At 49.6% G+C, this 16,829-nt stretch carries 13 protein-coding genes and 2 pseudogenes; 11 read left to right on the top strand and 4 right to left on the bottom strand.

All coding sequences use genetic code 11. From position 1 onward, the window contains the following. Together Q0628_RS05820 and Q0628_RS05815 are read left to right on the top strand one after the other, a co-directional pair. Positions 1–347, top strand: a pseudogene (locus tag Q0628_RS05820) (hypothetical protein); the annotation flags it as partial. Positions 348–530: 183 nt separating this feature from the next. Beyond that, positions 531–1,370 (top strand): hypothetical protein, encoded by an 840-nt coding sequence (locus Q0628_RS05815; protein ID WP_298769044.1) that lies wholly within the window; start codon positions 531–533, stop codon positions 1,368–1,370. 74 nt (positions 1,371–1,444) lie between these two features. On the opposite strand, the gene Q0628_RS05810 is transcribed toward Q0628_RS05815, so the two are convergent. Both Q0628_RS05810 and Q0628_RS05805 read right to left on the bottom strand, forming a co-directional pair. Beyond that, positions 1,445–3,127 (bottom strand): putative transporter, encoded by a 1,683-nt coding sequence (locus tag Q0628_RS05810; RefSeq protein WP_298769042.1) that lies wholly within the window; start codon positions 3,125–3,127, stop codon positions 1,445–1,447. Positions 3,128–3,303: 176 nt separating this feature from the next. Further along, positions 3,304–3,870 carry an FISUMP domain-containing protein gene (locus Q0628_RS05805; protein ID WP_298769040.1) on the bottom strand — a complete coding sequence of 189 codons (567 nt, stop codon included), beginning with the start codon at positions 3,868–3,870 and terminating at the stop codon, positions 3,304–3,306. Positions 3,871–4,001: 131 nt separating this feature from the next. Here Q0628_RS05805 and Q0628_RS05800 point away from each other — a divergent pair, with 131 nt between their 5' ends. From Q0628_RS05800 to Q0628_RS05765, 8 genes are all read left to right on the top strand, one after another. Continuing rightward, the gene (locus tag Q0628_RS05800) at positions 4,002–4,886 is read left to right on the top strand and encodes a LysR family transcriptional regulator (protein WP_298769038.1); all 885 of its coding nucleotides are present in this window, start codon (positions 4,002–4,004) and stop codon (positions 4,884–4,886) included. An 18-nt stretch (positions 4,887–4,904) separates the two neighbouring features. Then, positions 4,905–6,263 (top strand): amino-acid N-acetyltransferase, encoded by a 1,359-nt coding sequence (gene argA, locus Q0628_RS05795; RefSeq protein ID WP_298769036.1) that lies wholly within the window; start codon positions 4,905–4,907, stop codon positions 6,261–6,263. A 24-nt stretch (positions 6,264–6,287) separates the two neighbouring features. Continuing rightward, positions 6,288–9,062, top strand: coding sequence for a hypothetical protein (locus tag Q0628_RS05790; protein ID WP_298769034.1), 2,775 nt, complete (start codon positions 6,288–6,290; stop codon positions 9,060–9,062). 28 nt (positions 9,063–9,090) lie between these two features. Then, a complete protein-coding gene (locus tag Q0628_RS05785; protein ID WP_298769031.1) occupies positions 9,091–9,681 on the top strand; it encodes a nitroreductase in 591 nt (196 codons plus the stop codon). 63 nt (positions 9,682–9,744) lie between these two features. Beyond that, a complete protein-coding gene (locus Q0628_RS05780) occupies positions 9,745–9,933 on the top strand; it encodes a hypothetical protein (protein ID WP_298769029.1) in 189 nt (62 codons plus the stop codon). A 1,562-nt stretch (positions 9,934–11,495) separates the two neighbouring features. Then, a complete protein-coding gene (locus tag Q0628_RS05775) occupies positions 11,496–11,879 on the top strand; it encodes a hypothetical protein (protein WP_298769027.1) in 384 nt (127 codons plus the stop codon). A 9-nt stretch (positions 11,880–11,888) separates the two neighbouring features. Further along, positions 11,889–12,512, top strand: coding sequence for a hypothetical protein (locus Q0628_RS05770; RefSeq protein WP_298769025.1), 624 nt, complete (start codon positions 11,889–11,891; stop codon positions 12,510–12,512). Further along, the gene (locus Q0628_RS05765) at positions 12,509–12,757 is read left to right on the top strand and encodes a hypothetical protein (RefSeq protein ID WP_298769023.1); all 249 of its coding nucleotides are present in this window, start codon (positions 12,509–12,511) and stop codon (positions 12,755–12,757) included. The genes Q0628_RS05770 and Q0628_RS05765 overlap by 4 nt, the downstream gene beginning before the upstream one ends. Positions 12,758–13,372: 615 nt before the next feature. Here the strand turns inward: Q0628_RS05765 and Q0628_RS05760 are convergent. Beyond that, entirely contained in the window at positions 13,373–15,115 is a 1,743-nt protein-coding gene (locus tag Q0628_RS05760) for a right-handed parallel beta-helix repeat-containing protein (protein ID WP_298769021.1), read from the bottom strand. A gap of 119 nt (positions 15,116–15,234) precedes the next feature. Between Q0628_RS05760 and Q0628_RS05755 the strand changes: the two genes are divergently transcribed. Then, positions 15,235–16,383: an SGNH/GDSL hydrolase family protein gene (locus tag Q0628_RS05755; protein ID WP_298769019.1), complete on the top strand. Its 1,149-nt coding sequence runs from the start codon at positions 15,235–15,237 to the stop codon at positions 16,381–16,383. A 17-nt stretch (positions 16,384–16,400) separates the two neighbouring features. On the opposite strand, the pseudogene Q0628_RS05750 reads toward Q0628_RS05755, so the two are convergent. Then, a pseudogene (locus tag Q0628_RS05750) lies at positions 16,401–16,829 on the bottom strand (hypothetical protein); the annotation flags it as partial.

Raw genomic sequence — 16,829 nt, 5'->3', positions numbered from 1 at the left:
CTGTTGAAACACCGGCTGACCCTGCCACTGAAACCCCCGCTGACCCTGGCGCAGGCGAAGAGCCCGCCGGTCCTGGCGCAGGCGAAGAACCTACCGGCCCTGGCGCAGGCGAAGAGCCCGCTGATTCGGGCGATAGAGTTTCCTGCTTGAAGGAATCTGATTTTGTATGTGCTGAAGGTCCCTCTTCTTTCGTGGGTGGTTGCGTCGAGGAAGAAGGCGAAGTTGTTGTTGATCAGTGCCCTGCTGGTGGTGAGGCGTGCGATATCGGTGAAAACGATATTATCATGTACCTTTATGAAGGTTATGGCCTGAACTGCGCACAACTGAAAGCGTTTATGAATATGTAATTTTTTGTAGAGCGTTTAGGTGAATGAACCTAGCGCGGCTATGCAAAACGACTCCCCATCAGGGGAGCTGTTTTTTGTTGTTGTGTTTTACAACAAATAATCACATTTTTTTTTGAAAAAAAGTTGTACTTTGGAATTAGTTTATGTATTTTGGTGGCTCATTTTATAATTAAAGGAGTAACAATGATTTCAAAAAAAGTTCTTTTCCCGCTGGCCGCCGTTGCAATGGCTTCTTTCGTTGCCTGCGGCGATGATAGTTCCTCTGGCTCTCCGGCATCCGGTAATACCGCCCCGGCAAGCGTTCCGACCTTTATGGACATCGACAGCTATGAATGTTCTGCGACTGTGAACAAGTGCGCCAAGGTTCTGATTGAAGACAAGAATGATACCATGCAGTGCGATGGCGTGAATGCTTGGAGATCGCTGGTTACAGGTCCTATTGCCGCCTGTGAAGCTACGTCGCAGCCTGCCGAAGAAACTCCGGCTGACCCTGCCACTGAAAACCCGACTGATCCTGCTGTTGAAACACCGGCTGACCCCGCCACTGAAACCCCCGCTGACCCTGTTGTTGAAACACCGGCTGACCCGACGGCTACGAATTCCGGAGAGTTGCCAGAATCCGTGAAGAGCTATGCGGAACTGGAAGCGTATACTTGCTCCGAAACGGTGCATAAGTGCGCAACGGTTCCTCTTGTTGATGCTTTTGGCACCGATATTTATCAGTGCGATGGTTCGCGTTGGTTCATGCAGGTTTCCGGCGATATTATCGGCTGTGAGAAGAACACGGATACTGCTCCGGTAACTGGAGACAAGGCTTACTGCTCCAAGGATGGTTCTTGCGTTGAAGGCCCTGCTTCTTCTGCTGCCGAGTGCAAGGCTGAAGAAGGTGAGACTCTCGTGGAATCCTGCCCCGCTGGTGGTTATGCATGTGAAATTCCTGAACAGGAAATCATAATGTATTTTTACGATGAGGCCTCGGCAGAAGAATCTTGTGCCTTCATCAAGGCCATTATGGCCTTGTAGTTTTTTCTAGCTTTTTGGTGCATATAGAAACGGCTCCCCTAGGGGAGCCGATTTTTTTTGGAGCACTTTAAATTTTATAGAGCCTGCAGCAAAAGGATGGCGAGTACCTGCCCACTCAAGATGCGCAGCAACATGGTCAAAGGATAGACGGAGGCATACCCGATGTTCACCGCTTCGCTGTCCGCCTGGCTGTTGGCAAAGGCTAGGGCCGGCGGGTCCGTGGTAGCTCCTGCAAGCACGCCGCAGAGCGAAAGGTAGTTCACCTTGAAAACCAGGTGTCCCACAGCGGCCATGATGGCGAGCGGGACAAAGGTGATGATAGCGGCAAGTCCCATGTAGTAGAGCCCGCTTCCGTTTAGCAGCACGTCAAAGAACTTGATGCCTGCATTCAGGCCCACGCAGCTCAAGAAAAGCGTAAGGCCGAATTCACGAAGCATCAGGTTTGCGCTGTTGGCCATGAAAAAGTTCAGCGGTCCGATTTTGCGCTTGCGGCTTAGGAGGATGGCCACAATCAGCGGGCCGCCTGCAAGCCCAAGCTTAAGCGGGGTAGGCATCCCGGGAATGGCGAAGGGAATGCTCCCTACGATGACTCCCAGGAAGATTCCCAGGAACGCGGGCAGAATTTCAGGGTAGTCCAGGGCGGTTAGGGAGTTGCCCAATTTTTGGGTCACCGCGTCCAGCCCAGAAGCGGGGCCGACGATTTTCAGCTTGTCGGCAAACTTGATGCGCAAATCCAGTCGGCCCGTGAACTTGAACCCGCTCCGGGTCACGCGACTTACGGTCACGCCAAAGCGTTCCGCTAGAGCCAAGGATCCGATGGTACGGCCCAGTATTTTCTTGTTGGTCACGAGCACGGTCCTCACCTGGATGGGTTCCGTATTCTTGGCGGGAATGGCGGTGATGGGCGTGTCCAGACGCTTGCCGATAATCTTTTCCATGGCGGCTACGGCCTCGGGCATGCCTACGATGTGCACCTTGTCGCCCTTCTCGATGACGGTTTTTCCGTTGGGGGTAAAGATGTTTTCGCCCCGCAAGAGTCGGGTCACCACCACGCCGCTAGAAATCAGGTCCGGAATTTCTTTCAGCATGATTCCGTACAGGTTCTGGTTATCTACCGTAAGGCTGCAGGATTCGATTTCCTTGCTGGTGGCGGCGATTTCATCGGCATAGTCGGTTGCCGCCTTGGCGGGGTCCTGCCGGAACACGAGCCGCACGAGCAGCATTACAAGAATAATCCCGATGACGCCGAAGGGGTAGGCTACCGCATACCCGATTCCCGTCAGGGACGTATCTACGCCGGCGGCGGCGAATGCGGAATTGGCGGCTCCCAGCGAGGGCGTGTTGGTCACGGCACCGCAGAGCATGCCGATAAGCACGGGCACGTTGTCGTGCATGCTGGTAAAGAAGTAAAGGCAGAGGGTCACGATAACGCCCAGCAGCACAATCCCCACGGAAAGAATGTTCAGCACCAGCCCGTGCCTACGGATGGAATCCATGAAGCCTGGGCCCACCTGCATGCCGATGGTATAGACGAACAGGATAAGGCCGAATTCCTGGATGAAGTGGAGCACATTTCCTTCGACGCGGAGTCCCAAGTGCCCAAGCAAGATGCCCACAAAGAGCGCTCCTGCACCGCCAAGGCTAATGCCCTTGACTTTGATTTTTCCGACCATGAGGCCGACTGCCGCCGTGAGGGCAATCGCCACAACTTGTTGCCCTACCGAGGGCTGGGTGAATAGATTGATAAGCCAAGTCATAGTTAGGGGAGTGTCATCTTCGCGGAGGCGAGGATCCGCTAGAGGGTAAAGTAATTAGTGGTTAGGCCGTAAGGCCGTGGTTTGGTTGTAGGTCACAAGAAGTGTCATCCCGAGCCGCGTATGTGGCGAAGGATCCAGCCTGAAAAATAACAACTAACTCCACCGGAGGGGTGTAGTTATTTCTTGATGCAGCGGACAGAGGCGAAAATATTCTTGTTATAGTGTTCGTAGGTTGTGGTGGAGTCGGTAATGCGTACAAGGTAAGCCCTGGAGTCGTCATAGCTGTCGCTTGTCCAGAAACTTGCGCTAGCTCCCTTGTCGGCGAATTTGCCGTCATAATATTTGAATCCTGCAAAGATGGCGTTAAAACCGTTGGCGTTTTTGAGTGCGGCGGGTTCGCTTGTGCCGAAGGCGGATTTGAAATCTTCTACGGTGGGGAGTGCCCAACCTGTGGGGCATACGTTACCCGTTGCGGAGGCGAAAGTGTACAGGCGTCCGTCCGTATTGCAGTTGTCGTGGTTGTTGGCGTAGCACACGCTCGAATCCGGAGTAAACACGTCCAGGTTTTCGGCCATCCAGGTCTTTCCGCCCAGCGTTACGGTCTTGTAAGTCTTTTCGGGGCAAGTGAGGGTGTGACCAGTCTCGTTGTAGGTACATTCGCGGTTGTCTCCGCAGGCTGTTATGGCTGCTGTGGCATAGAGGGTGATGGCGGTAGTGAGGATGGTCTTGAAAAACGATTTCATATGGATTCCTTTATTTTTTGCACAAAATTAAGAAAACATTTTGATATTGACTAATAAATAATTTATATTCTATTCATCAATAATTTTGATGAGTTGCCTGGCGGTTGCTCGAATTGAAGAAAGGAACCTTTATGGAACTGACGCATATCAAGTACTTTCTGGAAGTGGCCCGGACCGAACACGTGACCCAGAGCGCCAAGAACCTGTGCATTGTGCAGCCTGCATTGACTCACGCCATCCACAAGCTAGAAGACGAACTGGGCGTCAAGCTTTTTAAGTCCAGCGGCCGTAACATCAAGCTTACCGAAGCGGGAGACTACTTCTACAAAAAGGTGAAGCCCCTCTACGAAGATATCGAAGCATTGCCGGCGAGACTCCGTGCCAAATCCGATAAGCAGGCAATCACGGTGAGCGTCAAGGTCCTCGCTGCATCGTCGTTCGTGACCAATGCCGTCATCCAGTACAAAAAGCAGGCGCCCGCGCTCCGCTTTTACCTGGTCCAGAAAGAGGAATCCTCTCTCTATGACATCTGCGTGCAGACGTATGCGAATTATCATGCCCAGAACGATCCCGATGAAGAAACATTTGTATGCTCGGAAAACATCTATCTGGCTGTTCCGAATACGGCACAGTACCGCAAACTCGATAGCATCTCGCTACACGAACTCGGCGACACGAATTTTATCGGCCTGTACGGATCGAAGCAGTTGCATACGATTTGCGATGAATACTGCAGCCGCATTGGATTCTCTTCGCATGTGATTTTCGAAAGCGATAACGCCCTTGTCGTCAAGGATGCCATTGCTAGTGGAATCGGAGTTGGCTTCTGGCCCGAATTCTCGTGGGGTAAGGTCGATACTCGCAGGATTCGGCTGCTGAAAATAACCGATGCCGACTTCAAGCGAGATATTGTCATCAGTATGCGCCGTGTCAAGCAGGACAATTCCCAGATTGAGCAATTCTACAAGTTTTTGACGGGGCAGCTCAAGCGGGCTTCCCAAAAGGCTTCCGGTTAATTTGCTACTTTTCCAAATATGAATAACGTCTCGTCTGACTTTAATTCGCAACACTTTGAGGTTGCCGGTTTCATTCGTGAAGTGTTCGGCTACATGGAACGCTTCAAGGGTCAGCTCTTTGTGCTAAAAATCGAAGATGACCTGATGAGCCATCCGCTTTTTCCTGTGCTCATGCGCGATATCGCCATCTTGCACAAGGCGGGAATCCGGATTATCATCGTGCCCGGTACCCGCAACAGTATCGACGCTCAGCTCAAGGCCTGGGAACTTGAATCGACGTTCCATGCCGGCGTGCGTCTTACGAGCGAAGAGGCCCTGCCCCACATCGAGCAGGCTTCTTTGGGCGTGGCTCAGCATATTATGAGTCACCTCACGGCGAGCGGCCTTAGGGGCATTCAGGGCAACTGGGTTCTTGCGAGGAGTATGGGCGTAATTGACGGTATCGACTACATGCGTACCGGACGTATCGAACGTATCCAGCGCGATACTCTGGAACAGCTCCTAGACGAGAATTTCGTGCCCATCATTCCGCCGATTGGCTGGAACAAGCTTGGGCATGCCTACAATATCAGTTCTACGGAACTTGCGACAGAACTCTGCAAGTACATGCAGGTCGGCAAGCTGTTCTTTATCGGTAACCAGAATGGTATCAAGCTTGACGGACTCGTGACCGGCAGGAACACCAAGTACTTGGAACCTACGGAATCGGGCGTAATCTCGGCTATGGATGTGGACCAGGCTAAGGAACTTTTGGAACTCAATTCCGACATGCTGGACTTTGCGCAGATGGATTACTTGATGAACGCCATTCACGCCTGCGAAGCCGGCGCAAACCGTGTTCATCTGCTGAGTGGCGAGTTCCAGGGTAGCGTGCTACAGGAAGTCTTCAGTGCGCGCGGCGACGGTACCATGGTGTATGCAAACCAGTACTCGAGTATAAGGCCCGCGAACATCGAGGATATTCCCGATATCCTACGCATCATGCAGGACTATATCGACAAGGGCTACCTCGTGCCTCGTACGCAGGAAAGCATTTCCGAAAGGCTCAAGGACTATGTGGTTTACAGCATCGACAACAGCATTCACGGTTGCGGTGCTTTGCACGAGTTCGAAGACAACATGGCCGAAGTCGCTGGAATCGCCGTGGGCGCCAACTACCGCAAATCGGGCATTGGAGACGCTATCGTACGGCACCTTATTTCGGTGGGCCGCATGAAGGGATACAAGAAACTATTCCTGCTCACGACGCAGGCGCTCGATTGGTTCTATCACTTCGGATTCGAAGATGGTACGGTCGAGGATTTGCCCAAGAGCAAGCGCGACCACTATAATCAGAAGCGTAAATCGCGTATATTGATTCTACCACTGGATAAATAAGGACTCTTGTCGGGAGGAGCCCTGATGTTTTCTGCGCGAAGTGCTTTTGCCCTGCTACTGGTCCCGTTGTGGCTTGCGGCATGTTCCGAAGGCGATAGCAGCGGAAGGGTGATTCTCCGGGCTGATGATGATGGCGTTATCTTTTCCCCTGCGGATCTGGCGGGGTCTATCGAATACTTGCCTACAATGAAACCGGAACAGGTCCGGATCGTCGGTGTCGACAAAGACCTGAATCCGGTCGATTCCTTCGTGGCGACGGTAAGTGTTGATTACAGGGATAATTATGTGTTCTACGCCGAATCCCATGAATACGAGTATCCGTTGATCAAGGTGGTGACGTCGTTTCTGTCGGAGAACGGCAGGGACACGATGACGTTTGCACAATATGCGCGAATCTCTGGTGACAGGGGGCATCTCAGACAGAACCTTTTTGCGGCGCTTGCGGCAGACCGCATCGAAACCCTGGTGAAAAAAAAGAGATACACTTTTGCCGATGCCGAGGCGCTTGCACTATGGGAATTGGGAGAAGTGTTTGGCCTTGACCTGTCTGGCATTAACGGACAGGAATACGCTGGCTGCAATCCGGTATATGTCGACCAGTCGAACCTGAGGGGGTACGCGCCTTATATCTACTGTCGTCATGAAATTTCGGATAGCGTATTTTACCATGATTTCAAGAAGTTTCGCAAGGAATTCGCGAAATTGGGCAAGGTCGATTCGTCGTGGATCGTGAAGGCTGCCGATGCATGGCTCTCTACCTTTGAGAATGTCTTTCAAGATGATGTTAGCACCCTCTATCAAAGCATGTCCAGAGATGCATTGGCCGGAATCAGGTGCACGGATTATGTCTTTTTCGAGAGGGCCTACGGCATCAAGTTCGGATGGTCGGCAGGAGATACCAGTTCGCCGAAGGTTATGAACAAATCTAGCGCTTACTATGGAAGGTCCTTCGTGATGGACAATTCGTGGCGTCTGAAATCGAGCCTTGAGGACACGCTTGGACTTTGCCTTTACGACAAGGATACGACAGTCCTGAACGATGGCGACTATTATCGGTGCAGGCGCTCGTCCAACGTGTGGAAAAGGGAGTCTGATCACGATTCGGTTCTGGGATACACGATTGGAAAATGCGATCAATACTATACGAAAAACCGGGGGGCCTATGTCGGTGATTCGTTGTATGTCTGCTTGTGCGATGATGTCTCCTGCGGATGGAGTGACCGGTATGCCACTAGAAAATGGACGGAGGCGGATTCCCTTTATTCTGTAGTTATAGATGCGAGAGCGGCGAAGGTTTTTGGAAAGTGTAAGTCCAACTATTACCGCAGCGGTGAGATGAAACAGCTCGATAGCGCCCTGTTTGTCCAGTGTTCTCTTGAACAATGGATCCTGATTGATTCCCTTCATTATTATCTGGGCAATTGCATCAGTGGCCATGACAAGGGCAAACATTTGGGGATTTATTACGGATGCAAGGAATACGGCTGGGATAACGACTGGATTGAAATTCCTGCGCCGCAGTATTATGGCGATACCTGTTCTGATGATCGGTATTATAACCGTGTCGTTCAATATGATGGTGACTATTTTATCTGTAAACCGGATTATTGCCAGGATGAAGATGGCTTTGTAAACCACTTCTGTTCTTTTGATGGTTTTTGGCGAAAACTGGACAGTGCCGAAATAATTCCGCCGGTCATCAACATGGATACATGCGATAGACCGCAGGTGAACCAGAAGGTGAGTTATGATGGAATTATCTATGAGTGTCAGGCGGGGGACTGGCACCGGGTGCATCCGGATTCGCTGCTTGCGCCCGAAAAGGATGGCCTGATTTGTAGAGATAGCCTATTTGGGGTAATCAGAAACTATGACGTCAATTATTTCTCTTGCGACACGACAAGAAAATGGCGCGAGTTGACGACTAGGGAGGCGGCTCCCTACAAATATCGCGATAGCCTCGGAACCTGTGAAACGATAACGGAAAAGACGCTTTATTGGGACATGTGGTCGAGCGGACTTTACGGGTGCGTCCGAGATAGCGCCGGAATGACCTGGCAACAGGTGATGCTTGCTCCGGGACCTAATTATACGATGCCTAGGTCGTACGACAGGAAAAAGTTTGCCGGTGGAATGATGAAGGATGACTCTACTTATAGTGTGACCGTGGATGGAGTTGTCTACGAGTTTGGCGTGTACGGTGCCGACTGGTTCCTGAAACATGTCGATATTTCAGGCAGAGGCTATGATGCCTATTTTTACAGGGGCAATCTCTTCTTGCATAGTGAACGCGGTGAAGAGAGACGGCCTCTGCATACCGTCGAGAATCGTAGCGATAGTTTTGACTCCTTCTTTGCCGACTGGAAAGCCTGGGCAAAGGAGTGCAGCGTGTGCCAGAGCAGAAGGGCGGATGTCGATACGACCGTCGACCTACTGCTCTTTAATGAGGACGCCTACATGGACTGGACTCGTGCAAGTGTATTTTGTCCCGAAGGATTCCATGTGCCGACGAGGGACGAATTCGAACAGAATGATTATATCTCGTATGTGACGACAAATCTGGATATTCGAAATGACGCACCTGTCGTGTGGAACTATACGATGCACCGTTCCGGTTGCTATGAAAGCAATAGCCTGTATTTTGACCTCTTCTGGACCAGTACCGAAAAGGATTCGGAAATGCAGTACTGTTTCGAGGTTGCCTGGCATCCTCACCAGAACGAAAAGGGCCGTCGCATTGTAGAATGCCCCAAAGACTTATACCCGATGGTACAGGTGCTTTGTGTCAAGGACGACTGATTTGTAGATTTTAGAACGAGGTGAGACGATGAATACGCTTGATGCCATTAAGACACGCCGCAGTACCCGCAAGTTCAAGGCGCAGCCTGTGGAATTCGAAAAGTTGCAGACCGTCGTCGAGGCGGGGCGCTTTGGCCCCACCGGCGGTAATGCGCAAACGAATCACTTCTTCGTGATCTCGGATGCTGCGGTGATTGCAAAGCTCAAGGAACTCGTACAGTCCGCATTTGCCAGAATGGAACTCCGCGACGATCTTTATAAGAGCCTCCAGAATTCTATCCGCCTGTCGCAAAAAGGGAACTATTCCTTCTGCTATACTGCGCCCGTTCTGATTGTGGTCGCAAATAAAAAAGATTACGGCAACAACATGGCCGATGTGGCCTGCGCTGTCGAGAACATGATGCTTGCGGCGAACGAGCTTGATCTGGGAAGTTGCTATATCAACCAGCTCAAGTGGCTGAACGAAGATCCGGCTTTGTTCGATTACCTGCGTGGCCTTGGCTTGCGCGAGGACGAGCGCGTGTACGCCTCGGTGGCCGTCGGCTATGCCGACACCGAATCGGGACTTCCGAATCGTAGCGAGTCTCCCCGCACGGGCAACGAAGTTGTGTTTGTGTGATTTGAAAAAAGCAGCGTTCGCGTCATCATTTGTCGCTGTATATAATAAACCGAGAGGTTTGTTATGGCAGATATTGTCCGCGGTGAACGCATCGTTGGATCCAGAAAGTCGAACTCCTGTTCCGCAGGGTACTTTCGTATGCCGACAGCGCCTCATCAGCATGGCCGAAGTGATCCTGCCGAAGGACTGATGGTCATTCTGGAGCCTCGCAGAGGCGACGGAATCCATGGCCGCATTATTTGTCGCAAATAGCATTCGACTTGTTATGCCCCGTCATCCTGAATATCGGTTATGCATCCGTCTATCCGCTTACGATGTTGCTTAGAATTTTGAGCGGACAAGTGCTCGCGATATTGCTAATCTCTTAGAGTGTTGGCGAGATGCGCGGTAAAATGCGTGATAAGATGCGTATCAAGATGCGCGCGGCACGATAACGGTTATTTTGTTTTTCCTGGTCATAACAAAGGGCGGCTCGAACGGGGCGCCCTTTTCAATGGATGCGTTAAAAAGAAATATACAGGAAATTTGGTAGGTAAATATATTTTTACAAAGAAATAATATAGTGTCGATTTTTGACATTTGAAGGCGAAAATCAGTTTTACGAGAGTCTCGGTTATATCGTTAATTATGCACAATCAATTATTTTGAAAAGATCTTTATTCATAAACATTAACCTTTTTATTGAATAGAATGATTTTAAAATGTTTTTTTTCGTTTCTTTTTTATAGTTTTCCATTTTCTTTTTTCTAAAACAATTAATTCATAAGCCATATTTTTCAAAAGAAACATTTCGCCAAAATCTGCAAAATCCATTAAATTTCAGAACATGAAATTTTTTGTTTTTTACCATTATATGTCTTGGATTCTTTTCAAATATTTTATATTATTAAGTAATAGTTCTTGATTATATAAAAGCAGCATGGCTGCTAGCATCTCCTATATTCTCATAAATAAAAGGCAATTTGGTAACAAATTGTTTTTTTTATTTTAAAACAGTAATTCAATGTATTGAATTTGATCAATGAAATTTACTTATTTTGTATGCTTTTTTTTGTATAACTTCTGTTGATTTTGGATAAAGTATCTGTTTTGGTGAAAAATTACTCACTTGCAAAGCGAAAATTTTTTATTTAGGTTTTGCGTGGTGGTTGAGTCATTCTCGAAATACGAAACTGGCTCATAAATGCAAACCCGTCATCGTACGCCACTTGCGAAGACTAATCAAATGGAGAATCACAATGTCCAGAATTGTTGAATCCTTGGCGATGGCCGCCGTATCCGCAATCGCAACCACGCTTGCAAACGAAATCACCAAGTGGGCGAAAAGTAAAGTGCACTAACCTCTTCTCAAAAGGAATCGAAACTTGAATAAAAAAAACTGGAAAGAATCGCGCTCCGCCTTTTACCATTCGTGGCCAGAATCTGAAAGGCGTATCCTTTCCATAATAAAGGCCTACATAGTTAAGGTACGGCCATTATTCTGACGGGTTTTCCCGTATTATTACGCAGAACGGTAAATCGTTACGTAAGTCGTTAAAGGCTCTTGGTGTCTTAATCGGTATGATTAACGGAACTGAGAGATAAATATTAGAAGAAGCTTCGGCTTATTAGGATCACCAGTGGTGACTAGCTAATAAACGAACGGCTTGTACTAATCCATAAAAATGCATATTCGATAGCCTCTTTGCTATCGGTAAAGAAAGAGAATGCGGCCGGTAGGGCCTAGTTTGACTCTGTCGGCTGCTTTCTCGCTTTTTGATCTTGACCACTGAAATAGTGGGTATGTTTAGTATAAATGAATCAGGAGAATTGTTATGAAATTACATGATGACATCTTTATCAAAAATGAACTAACCAAGCTCAAGTGTTTGATTATGCTGTCTAGCGAACGCAATATTGTGTCTGTTCAGCAGGCGTTAAGCCGTGTTGCTACTTCCTACGAGCGAGCGCTGAACGGCGTTGGAATGCACCGCTTTGGCGAGGGCAAATTTTGTTTTGAGAGTGGCTTTGTTACCGATGCTGGAGAAAGTATTGTGTGCTACTGCATACCGAATCGTTTTAGCAAGCGCCAGGCGTTTTGCGTTGGTTTTGCGAAGGCTTCGAACTATGGTTTGGATATTTCGCAAATTCCCACTCCTGCAAGGAAAATGAACTTCTTGGACCATGTTAAGGCTATTCTTCTCACAAAAATTTTCTAGGAGGCTGGAATGTCGTTGAATTGGCTAGAAAAACTTATGCCTTCCGAGTATCATAAGGTCGAAAGAGAGACTGATGTGAGAAAAGAGGTCTATTTTGCTCGTGAATCGAAGGAATCCTTGATTCTCGCGATGGCGTGCAAAATATCTCGTAGGGATTTTCTGCCTGAGATACGTTCCTTTGGTGGTGTCGATTGGCTTCGGTCTTTGGAAAAACATGATTCTTGTATCGTTGATTTTCGCGATGTAGTGGTAAATGGAGTGCTATGCCGCTATTACATCACGAAGGATCAGACGAAGGAAAAAGTGTGCTACTTCCTGAATTTGTATGTGTGTAAGGGCCGAAAGATTGTTCGCCTGTTTGTGTCTGGCGTGGAACGTGGTGATTCATACCAACGAAGGTCTATTCACGAGGACGAGTATCGCAAAATTGTCGCTGACGTTTTCGGAACCTCCTCGGAGAATACCGGGTATGATTGTATATATAGGATGCCGCGAGAGGGACTTTGTTATGCCTTAGGCGAAGACCCGTTTTATGATAATCTCTATCCAGAGCATCCGTTGACACAGCTGAGACTTCTCGTGAAGTCTGTTGTGCGTAAAGTTGGTAAAGTTGAGACAAAGGTGGTCGCATGAGTACCCGAAATAAAACTGTGGAAAATGGAGTCGTTGAACAGAGCTGGACTGCGGATTGCATCCGTGTAGGTTCTGTTGATGAAATCGTTTTGGCAGTTCGTGCCTTTGCCGAAGATATTGAAAGAATGGCTCGAGAAACCCCTAGTACGTGCATCGCTTTGGATTGCCGTGCAGGAACGTTAGGAGCTTTTAAGATGCGTTCTCTGTCGCAATTGGATAGTCAATTGATGGCGAAGACGAAATAAATCCCAATAAATGTGTTGTGGTAATGGGCGGAGGTGCCGATTGGTGCCTCCGCTTTCCTTTAAACGAATGGCGCCTTGAGCGACTACACCAATTGTCGCGTCTCGGTGCTAGATTAAAAATATTACGAGGATTTCGAAATGAATAAGAAAAGGGTTCCGTTGACTCCTGTAGTGCTTTTCAAGCTTGTTGTGATTTTTGTAGCTATGGCGGTAATTTGGTATTATGCGCAGATGCTAGTATATGCGGAAGTGTTAATTATTTTGATGAAACTGAATGGTAATTTTTGAATCGTAACGGCTCTGCTGGGCCAATCTGTACGCCCGACCTCGGCTAGCAAACTTTCCCGATTCCGTAAGCACCTTCCAGGCTGTTTATTCACTGCAGAACCGTAGTTTTTAGGCTGTTTTGGCCGGTTGCGCTACCGCAGCGTTTTCCCGAAAAATTTTGCTTCCAGCCGAATTCCGATGAAGTTGAATCCGTGAAGTCGCAAATTGCGACTTCACGAGGAGCAGGGTTCTTTGCAGGACAAAACGGGGGGGCGCAAGAATCCCTACGCATTCACGGAACAAGGTGTCGCTATGCTTTCTGGAATTTTGCATAGCAAAACAGCGATTTCAGTCAGCATTGCCATTATGGAAGCTTTTGTGGCGATGCGGCATTTCTTTCTTCAGGCTTTTTCCTTGCCGCACGATGTAGGCGCCGGGGTTCCTGAATTTGGTGCGGAGCACTTCGGCAATGGTACCGAATCTAAGCTGTTCGGGATGTAGGGTTCCCAAGTAGCGCCCTTGCATGTCAAAGACGAGTGCAGCTTCCGAAGATTCTGCAAGATTTGTGTGGGGCATCGCGGTGATCGCAGTGGTCCCAGAAGAAGAACCCGCGACAGAACTAGATGAGGTGGCGGAGTTGCTCGACATTCCGTATTCGAATGCGCCGAGGTCGGGCGCTTCACCCACAAACGGGAATCCGAGATCTTCGCCCTTGTCGATGGCGCGGCTCCCCTTCTTGAGTTTCAAGAAACCTACATAGGGCAAACTACCATCAGCATTGCGTGGGCCAAGCATTCCCGGAATTGTAGAGAGGTCCTTGCCGGTCACGGTCATGCTCGGGTCATCGAGACTCACAAAGTCGTCTTCGGTCAGGTCCAAATCAAGGTTCCAGGTGTTATTTTCACCCGCCGGACAATCCACATAATGGTCGATATTCTGGCTCGAAATTTTCTCCCAGCACGTTCCGATTTGCGAAACCTTGTTCGGGAAGGCGATGTTGTTCTTGAGTACGTGCGCCTTGTCGCCCGTGAGCGGGACCACTTCGGCAATGCGAGTCCTTTCATCTTCAGCGTAAAGTGTCGACGCCATGGTGTAGGCTCGGGCGCCGTTATTGTAAGCAGTGTTGTTTGTCCAGGTGCTACCGACGCTAGTGTAGTTCGCATAGAAACCGGAGGCGATATTGTTCCAGGCGACACAATTCCTGATAGTGTGTCGTCCCTTGTCGTTACGGCTGTATCCCATCTTGAACCCGTTGCCATTCACGTTAGGCGGTTTGCTTGTCCCGTAATGGATATAGCCGTTCCCCATGGCATAACTGTTTTCTACGACTACGGGAAATTCCTGGGCAAGTACGTCAAAGCCGTCGTCGCTGTTCCACCAGGCGCGGCATCCGTAGAACTTGGTCGTGTCGCCATCGAACTGATAATGCACACCAAAACCGTCAGCATTCTCGCCATCGCCCTGGCGTCCTGTAGGATCGTAGTTGTCGTGGGAGTCGCAGTTCAAAAAGAGATGCCCACCGCCGCCCGATGCGCCGTCGTGCACAAAGAATCCCGGGCCCGCATTATGGTGGCTTTCAATCTGCTCCAAGATGATGTGCTTACTCACAAAGACAAAAACGCCGGAGTTCGAGTTGTGCACCATGGGAGTGTTGCGAACCTCGAAGCCCTTCAGGTGCAGGTATTTCGCCTCGACTACGATAGGCGAAGTATACAGGATGCTATCGATAGAGCCGTCATGGTCGTATGCAATTCCAACCGGGAGATTGGTCGCGTCGAAAATCGGATGTTCACCCGGATAGGCAAAGTAATGGATGCGGTTGTCGTCGCTTTCGCCGCTGGCCGTCAAATGGATGGCAGCAGTCATCTTGTATCTCGGGACATAGACCGTATCGTTCAGGTCGTAGATGCCGCCGCGAATCCACACGGTATCACCCGCATGCACTACGGCATTCGCCTTGTTGAGCGTCGCGAAGGGCTTGTCCTTAGAACCAGCCGCATTATCGTCGCCATCGGTCGCCACATAATACACGGCTCCGAACGCCTGTGCCGCCAAGGCAAGCGCAAACGCGAAAGTGAACCTCTTGTCCATAAACACCTCAAGTATATTTGTAATATACTCTATTTTGAAATAAATCACTTGACAGCGTCCCACAAAAATTGCATTTATATACAGAAAGTCTCATTCAGAGCAAACTTGCAAGGGGAAAAATGAATTATACGAGATACAACTTTATCATAGCCTTGCTCATAGGCCTTTTCTGCTTGGCTTCGTGTGGAGACAATTCGTCCAGCGAAAATTCGATCGCTTCCACCGAGAATACGGGTGAGCTATCCTCTTCTGAAGCATTTCTGTCATCAAGCAGCATCATTAGCGACAATCCGCAAGAAATCTCGTCGAGCAGCGAAGACACTGAAAAAACGCTGGAAGAGCTTCTCGGTCCGTGCGAGGATTTAGGCATGTACGAGACTCGCCAATGGACTGACGGCAAGGGCAAATTCTACACCTGCTACAGAGGTGAATGGACCGAAGGCATTTTGGCGGTAGAAGGTCCCGAGTGGGGCAACTTATCTATGGGAGAAGAATCGAGCAGTTCAAGTGCGCTTGTTGAATCCAGCAGTTCCGACGAATCAGTTGAAACCAGTTCCAGCGAATTGCCTGTAGTGAGTAGCAGTAGCAAGAGTCTGAATGGCGTCGTCTGGTATGTTGTGGGCGACAGCTTTAGCGCAGGCGATTTCGAAGGACTCGACCCGAAGCCCACCATCCAGGAAGGACCATACGCCGGGAAGCCTCCCGTATACTCTTACCTGATCGGAAACAGGACGGGCTGCGACGTTCGGAACATTTCCGCCGGCGGAACCACCATCTGCTATTACGATACCTACGGCTTCACCAAGCCGGAAAACGGAATCATGTACCGGACTGACTTTTCGGACGCAGACATCATTACAATCTACTACGGAATCAACGATTCGCACAACAGAATTTCCATCGGGAACATTGACGACATGGACCCGACTACATTCTACGGCGCATTCAACGTGGCACTCGATTACCTGACGAAGAACTACCCGAAGGCAAAAATCGGCATCATCGTTTCGAATGGTTGCGATACCGAGGATTATCCCGAAGCGACCGAGCAGGTTGCAATCAAATGGGGCCTGCCCTACCTTGACCTGGATGGCGGCGTGAACGGTATTACGATGCTGCGCTCCAGTTCCAGGAACCCGACTCCCGACGAAGAGAAAACGGAAATCCTTAAACAGCAATGGGTGCACGAACACAACTGGCACCCGAACGAATACGCCCACGAACTCGAAAGCCATTTCATAGAAGAATGGCTCCTGACGCTTCTCTAGCTAGTTGGCAAAAAACCCTAGAAAATTACGCGGTAGCGGATCGGCTTGTCGTAGTGGCGGCCCTTGAGGTCGCGGTAACCTTTCAAATGATTGGGGCGTACAGGCGTCTCGCTATCAAATCTTTTTTGCGGCATGATGCGGGCTGTTCCAGAAGAAGAACCCATGGCAGAACTAGATGAGGTTGCGGAGCTGCTCGAAAGTCCGTATTCGAACGCGCCGAGGTCAGGCGCTTCGCCCACAAACGGGAACCCGAGATCTTCGCCCTTGTCGATGGCGCGGCTTCCCTTCTTGAGTTTCAAGAACCCCACGTCGGGTATGCTTCCGTCGGCGTTGCGCGGGCCCAATATTCCCGCGATGGTCGAGAGGTCCTTGCCTGTCACGGTCATGCTCGGGTCGTCGAGACTTTCAAAATCGTCTTCGGTCAGGTCAAGATTTAGGTTCCACGT

Origin of the sequence: uncultured Fibrobacter sp. (assembly GCF_937877005.1) — a bacterium.
Classification (GTDB): Bacteria; Fibrobacterota; Fibrobacteria; order Fibrobacterales; family Fibrobacteraceae; genus Fibrobacter.
The sequence above is the reverse complement of the archived record's forward strand: the minus strand, read 5'-3'. Positions and strand labels throughout refer to the sequence as shown.

Bases quoted from the DNA above. Each gene is read 5' to 3' on its own strand.
- Q0628_RS05815 (WP_298769044.1), top strand. From the start codon at position 531: ATGATTTCAAAAAAAGTTCTTTTCCCGCTGGCCGCCGTTGCAATGGCT.
- Q0628_RS05810 (WP_298769042.1), bottom strand. From the start codon at position 3,127: ATGACTTGGCTTATCAATCTATTCACCCAGCCCTCGGTAGGGCAACAA.
- Q0628_RS05805 (WP_298769040.1), bottom strand. From the start codon at position 3,870: ATGAAATCGTTTTTCAAGACCATCCTCACTACCGCCATCACCCTCTAT.
- Q0628_RS05800 (WP_298769038.1), top strand. From the start codon at position 4,002: ATGGAACTGACGCATATCAAGTACTTTCTGGAAGTGGCCCGGACCGAA.
- argA (WP_298769036.1), top strand. From the start codon at position 4,905: ATGAATAACGTCTCGTCTGACTTTAATTCGCAACACTTTGAGGTTGCC.
- Q0628_RS05790 (WP_298769034.1), top strand. From the start codon at position 6,288: ATGTTTTCTGCGCGAAGTGCTTTTGCCCTGCTACTGGTCCCGTTGTGG.
- Q0628_RS05785 (WP_298769031.1), top strand. From the start codon at position 9,091: ATGAATACGCTTGATGCCATTAAGACACGCCGCAGTACCCGCAAGTTC.
- Q0628_RS05780 (WP_298769029.1), top strand. From the start codon at position 9,745: ATGGCAGATATTGTCCGCGGTGAACGCATCGTTGGATCCAGAAAGTCG.
- Q0628_RS05775 (WP_298769027.1), top strand. From the start codon at position 11,496: ATGAAATTACATGATGACATCTTTATCAAAAATGAACTAACCAAGCTC.
- Q0628_RS05770 (WP_298769025.1), top strand. From the start codon at position 11,889: ATGTCGTTGAATTGGCTAGAAAAACTTATGCCTTCCGAGTATCATAAG.
- Q0628_RS05765 (WP_298769023.1), top strand. From the start codon at position 12,509: ATGAGTACCCGAAATAAAACTGTGGAAAATGGAGTCGTTGAACAGAGC.
- Q0628_RS05760 (WP_298769021.1), bottom strand. From the start codon at position 15,115: ATGGACAAGAGGTTCACTTTCGCGTTTGCGCTTGCCTTGGCGGCACAG.
- Q0628_RS05755 (WP_298769019.1), top strand. From the start codon at position 15,235: ATGAATTATACGAGATACAACTTTATCATAGCCTTGCTCATAGGCCTT.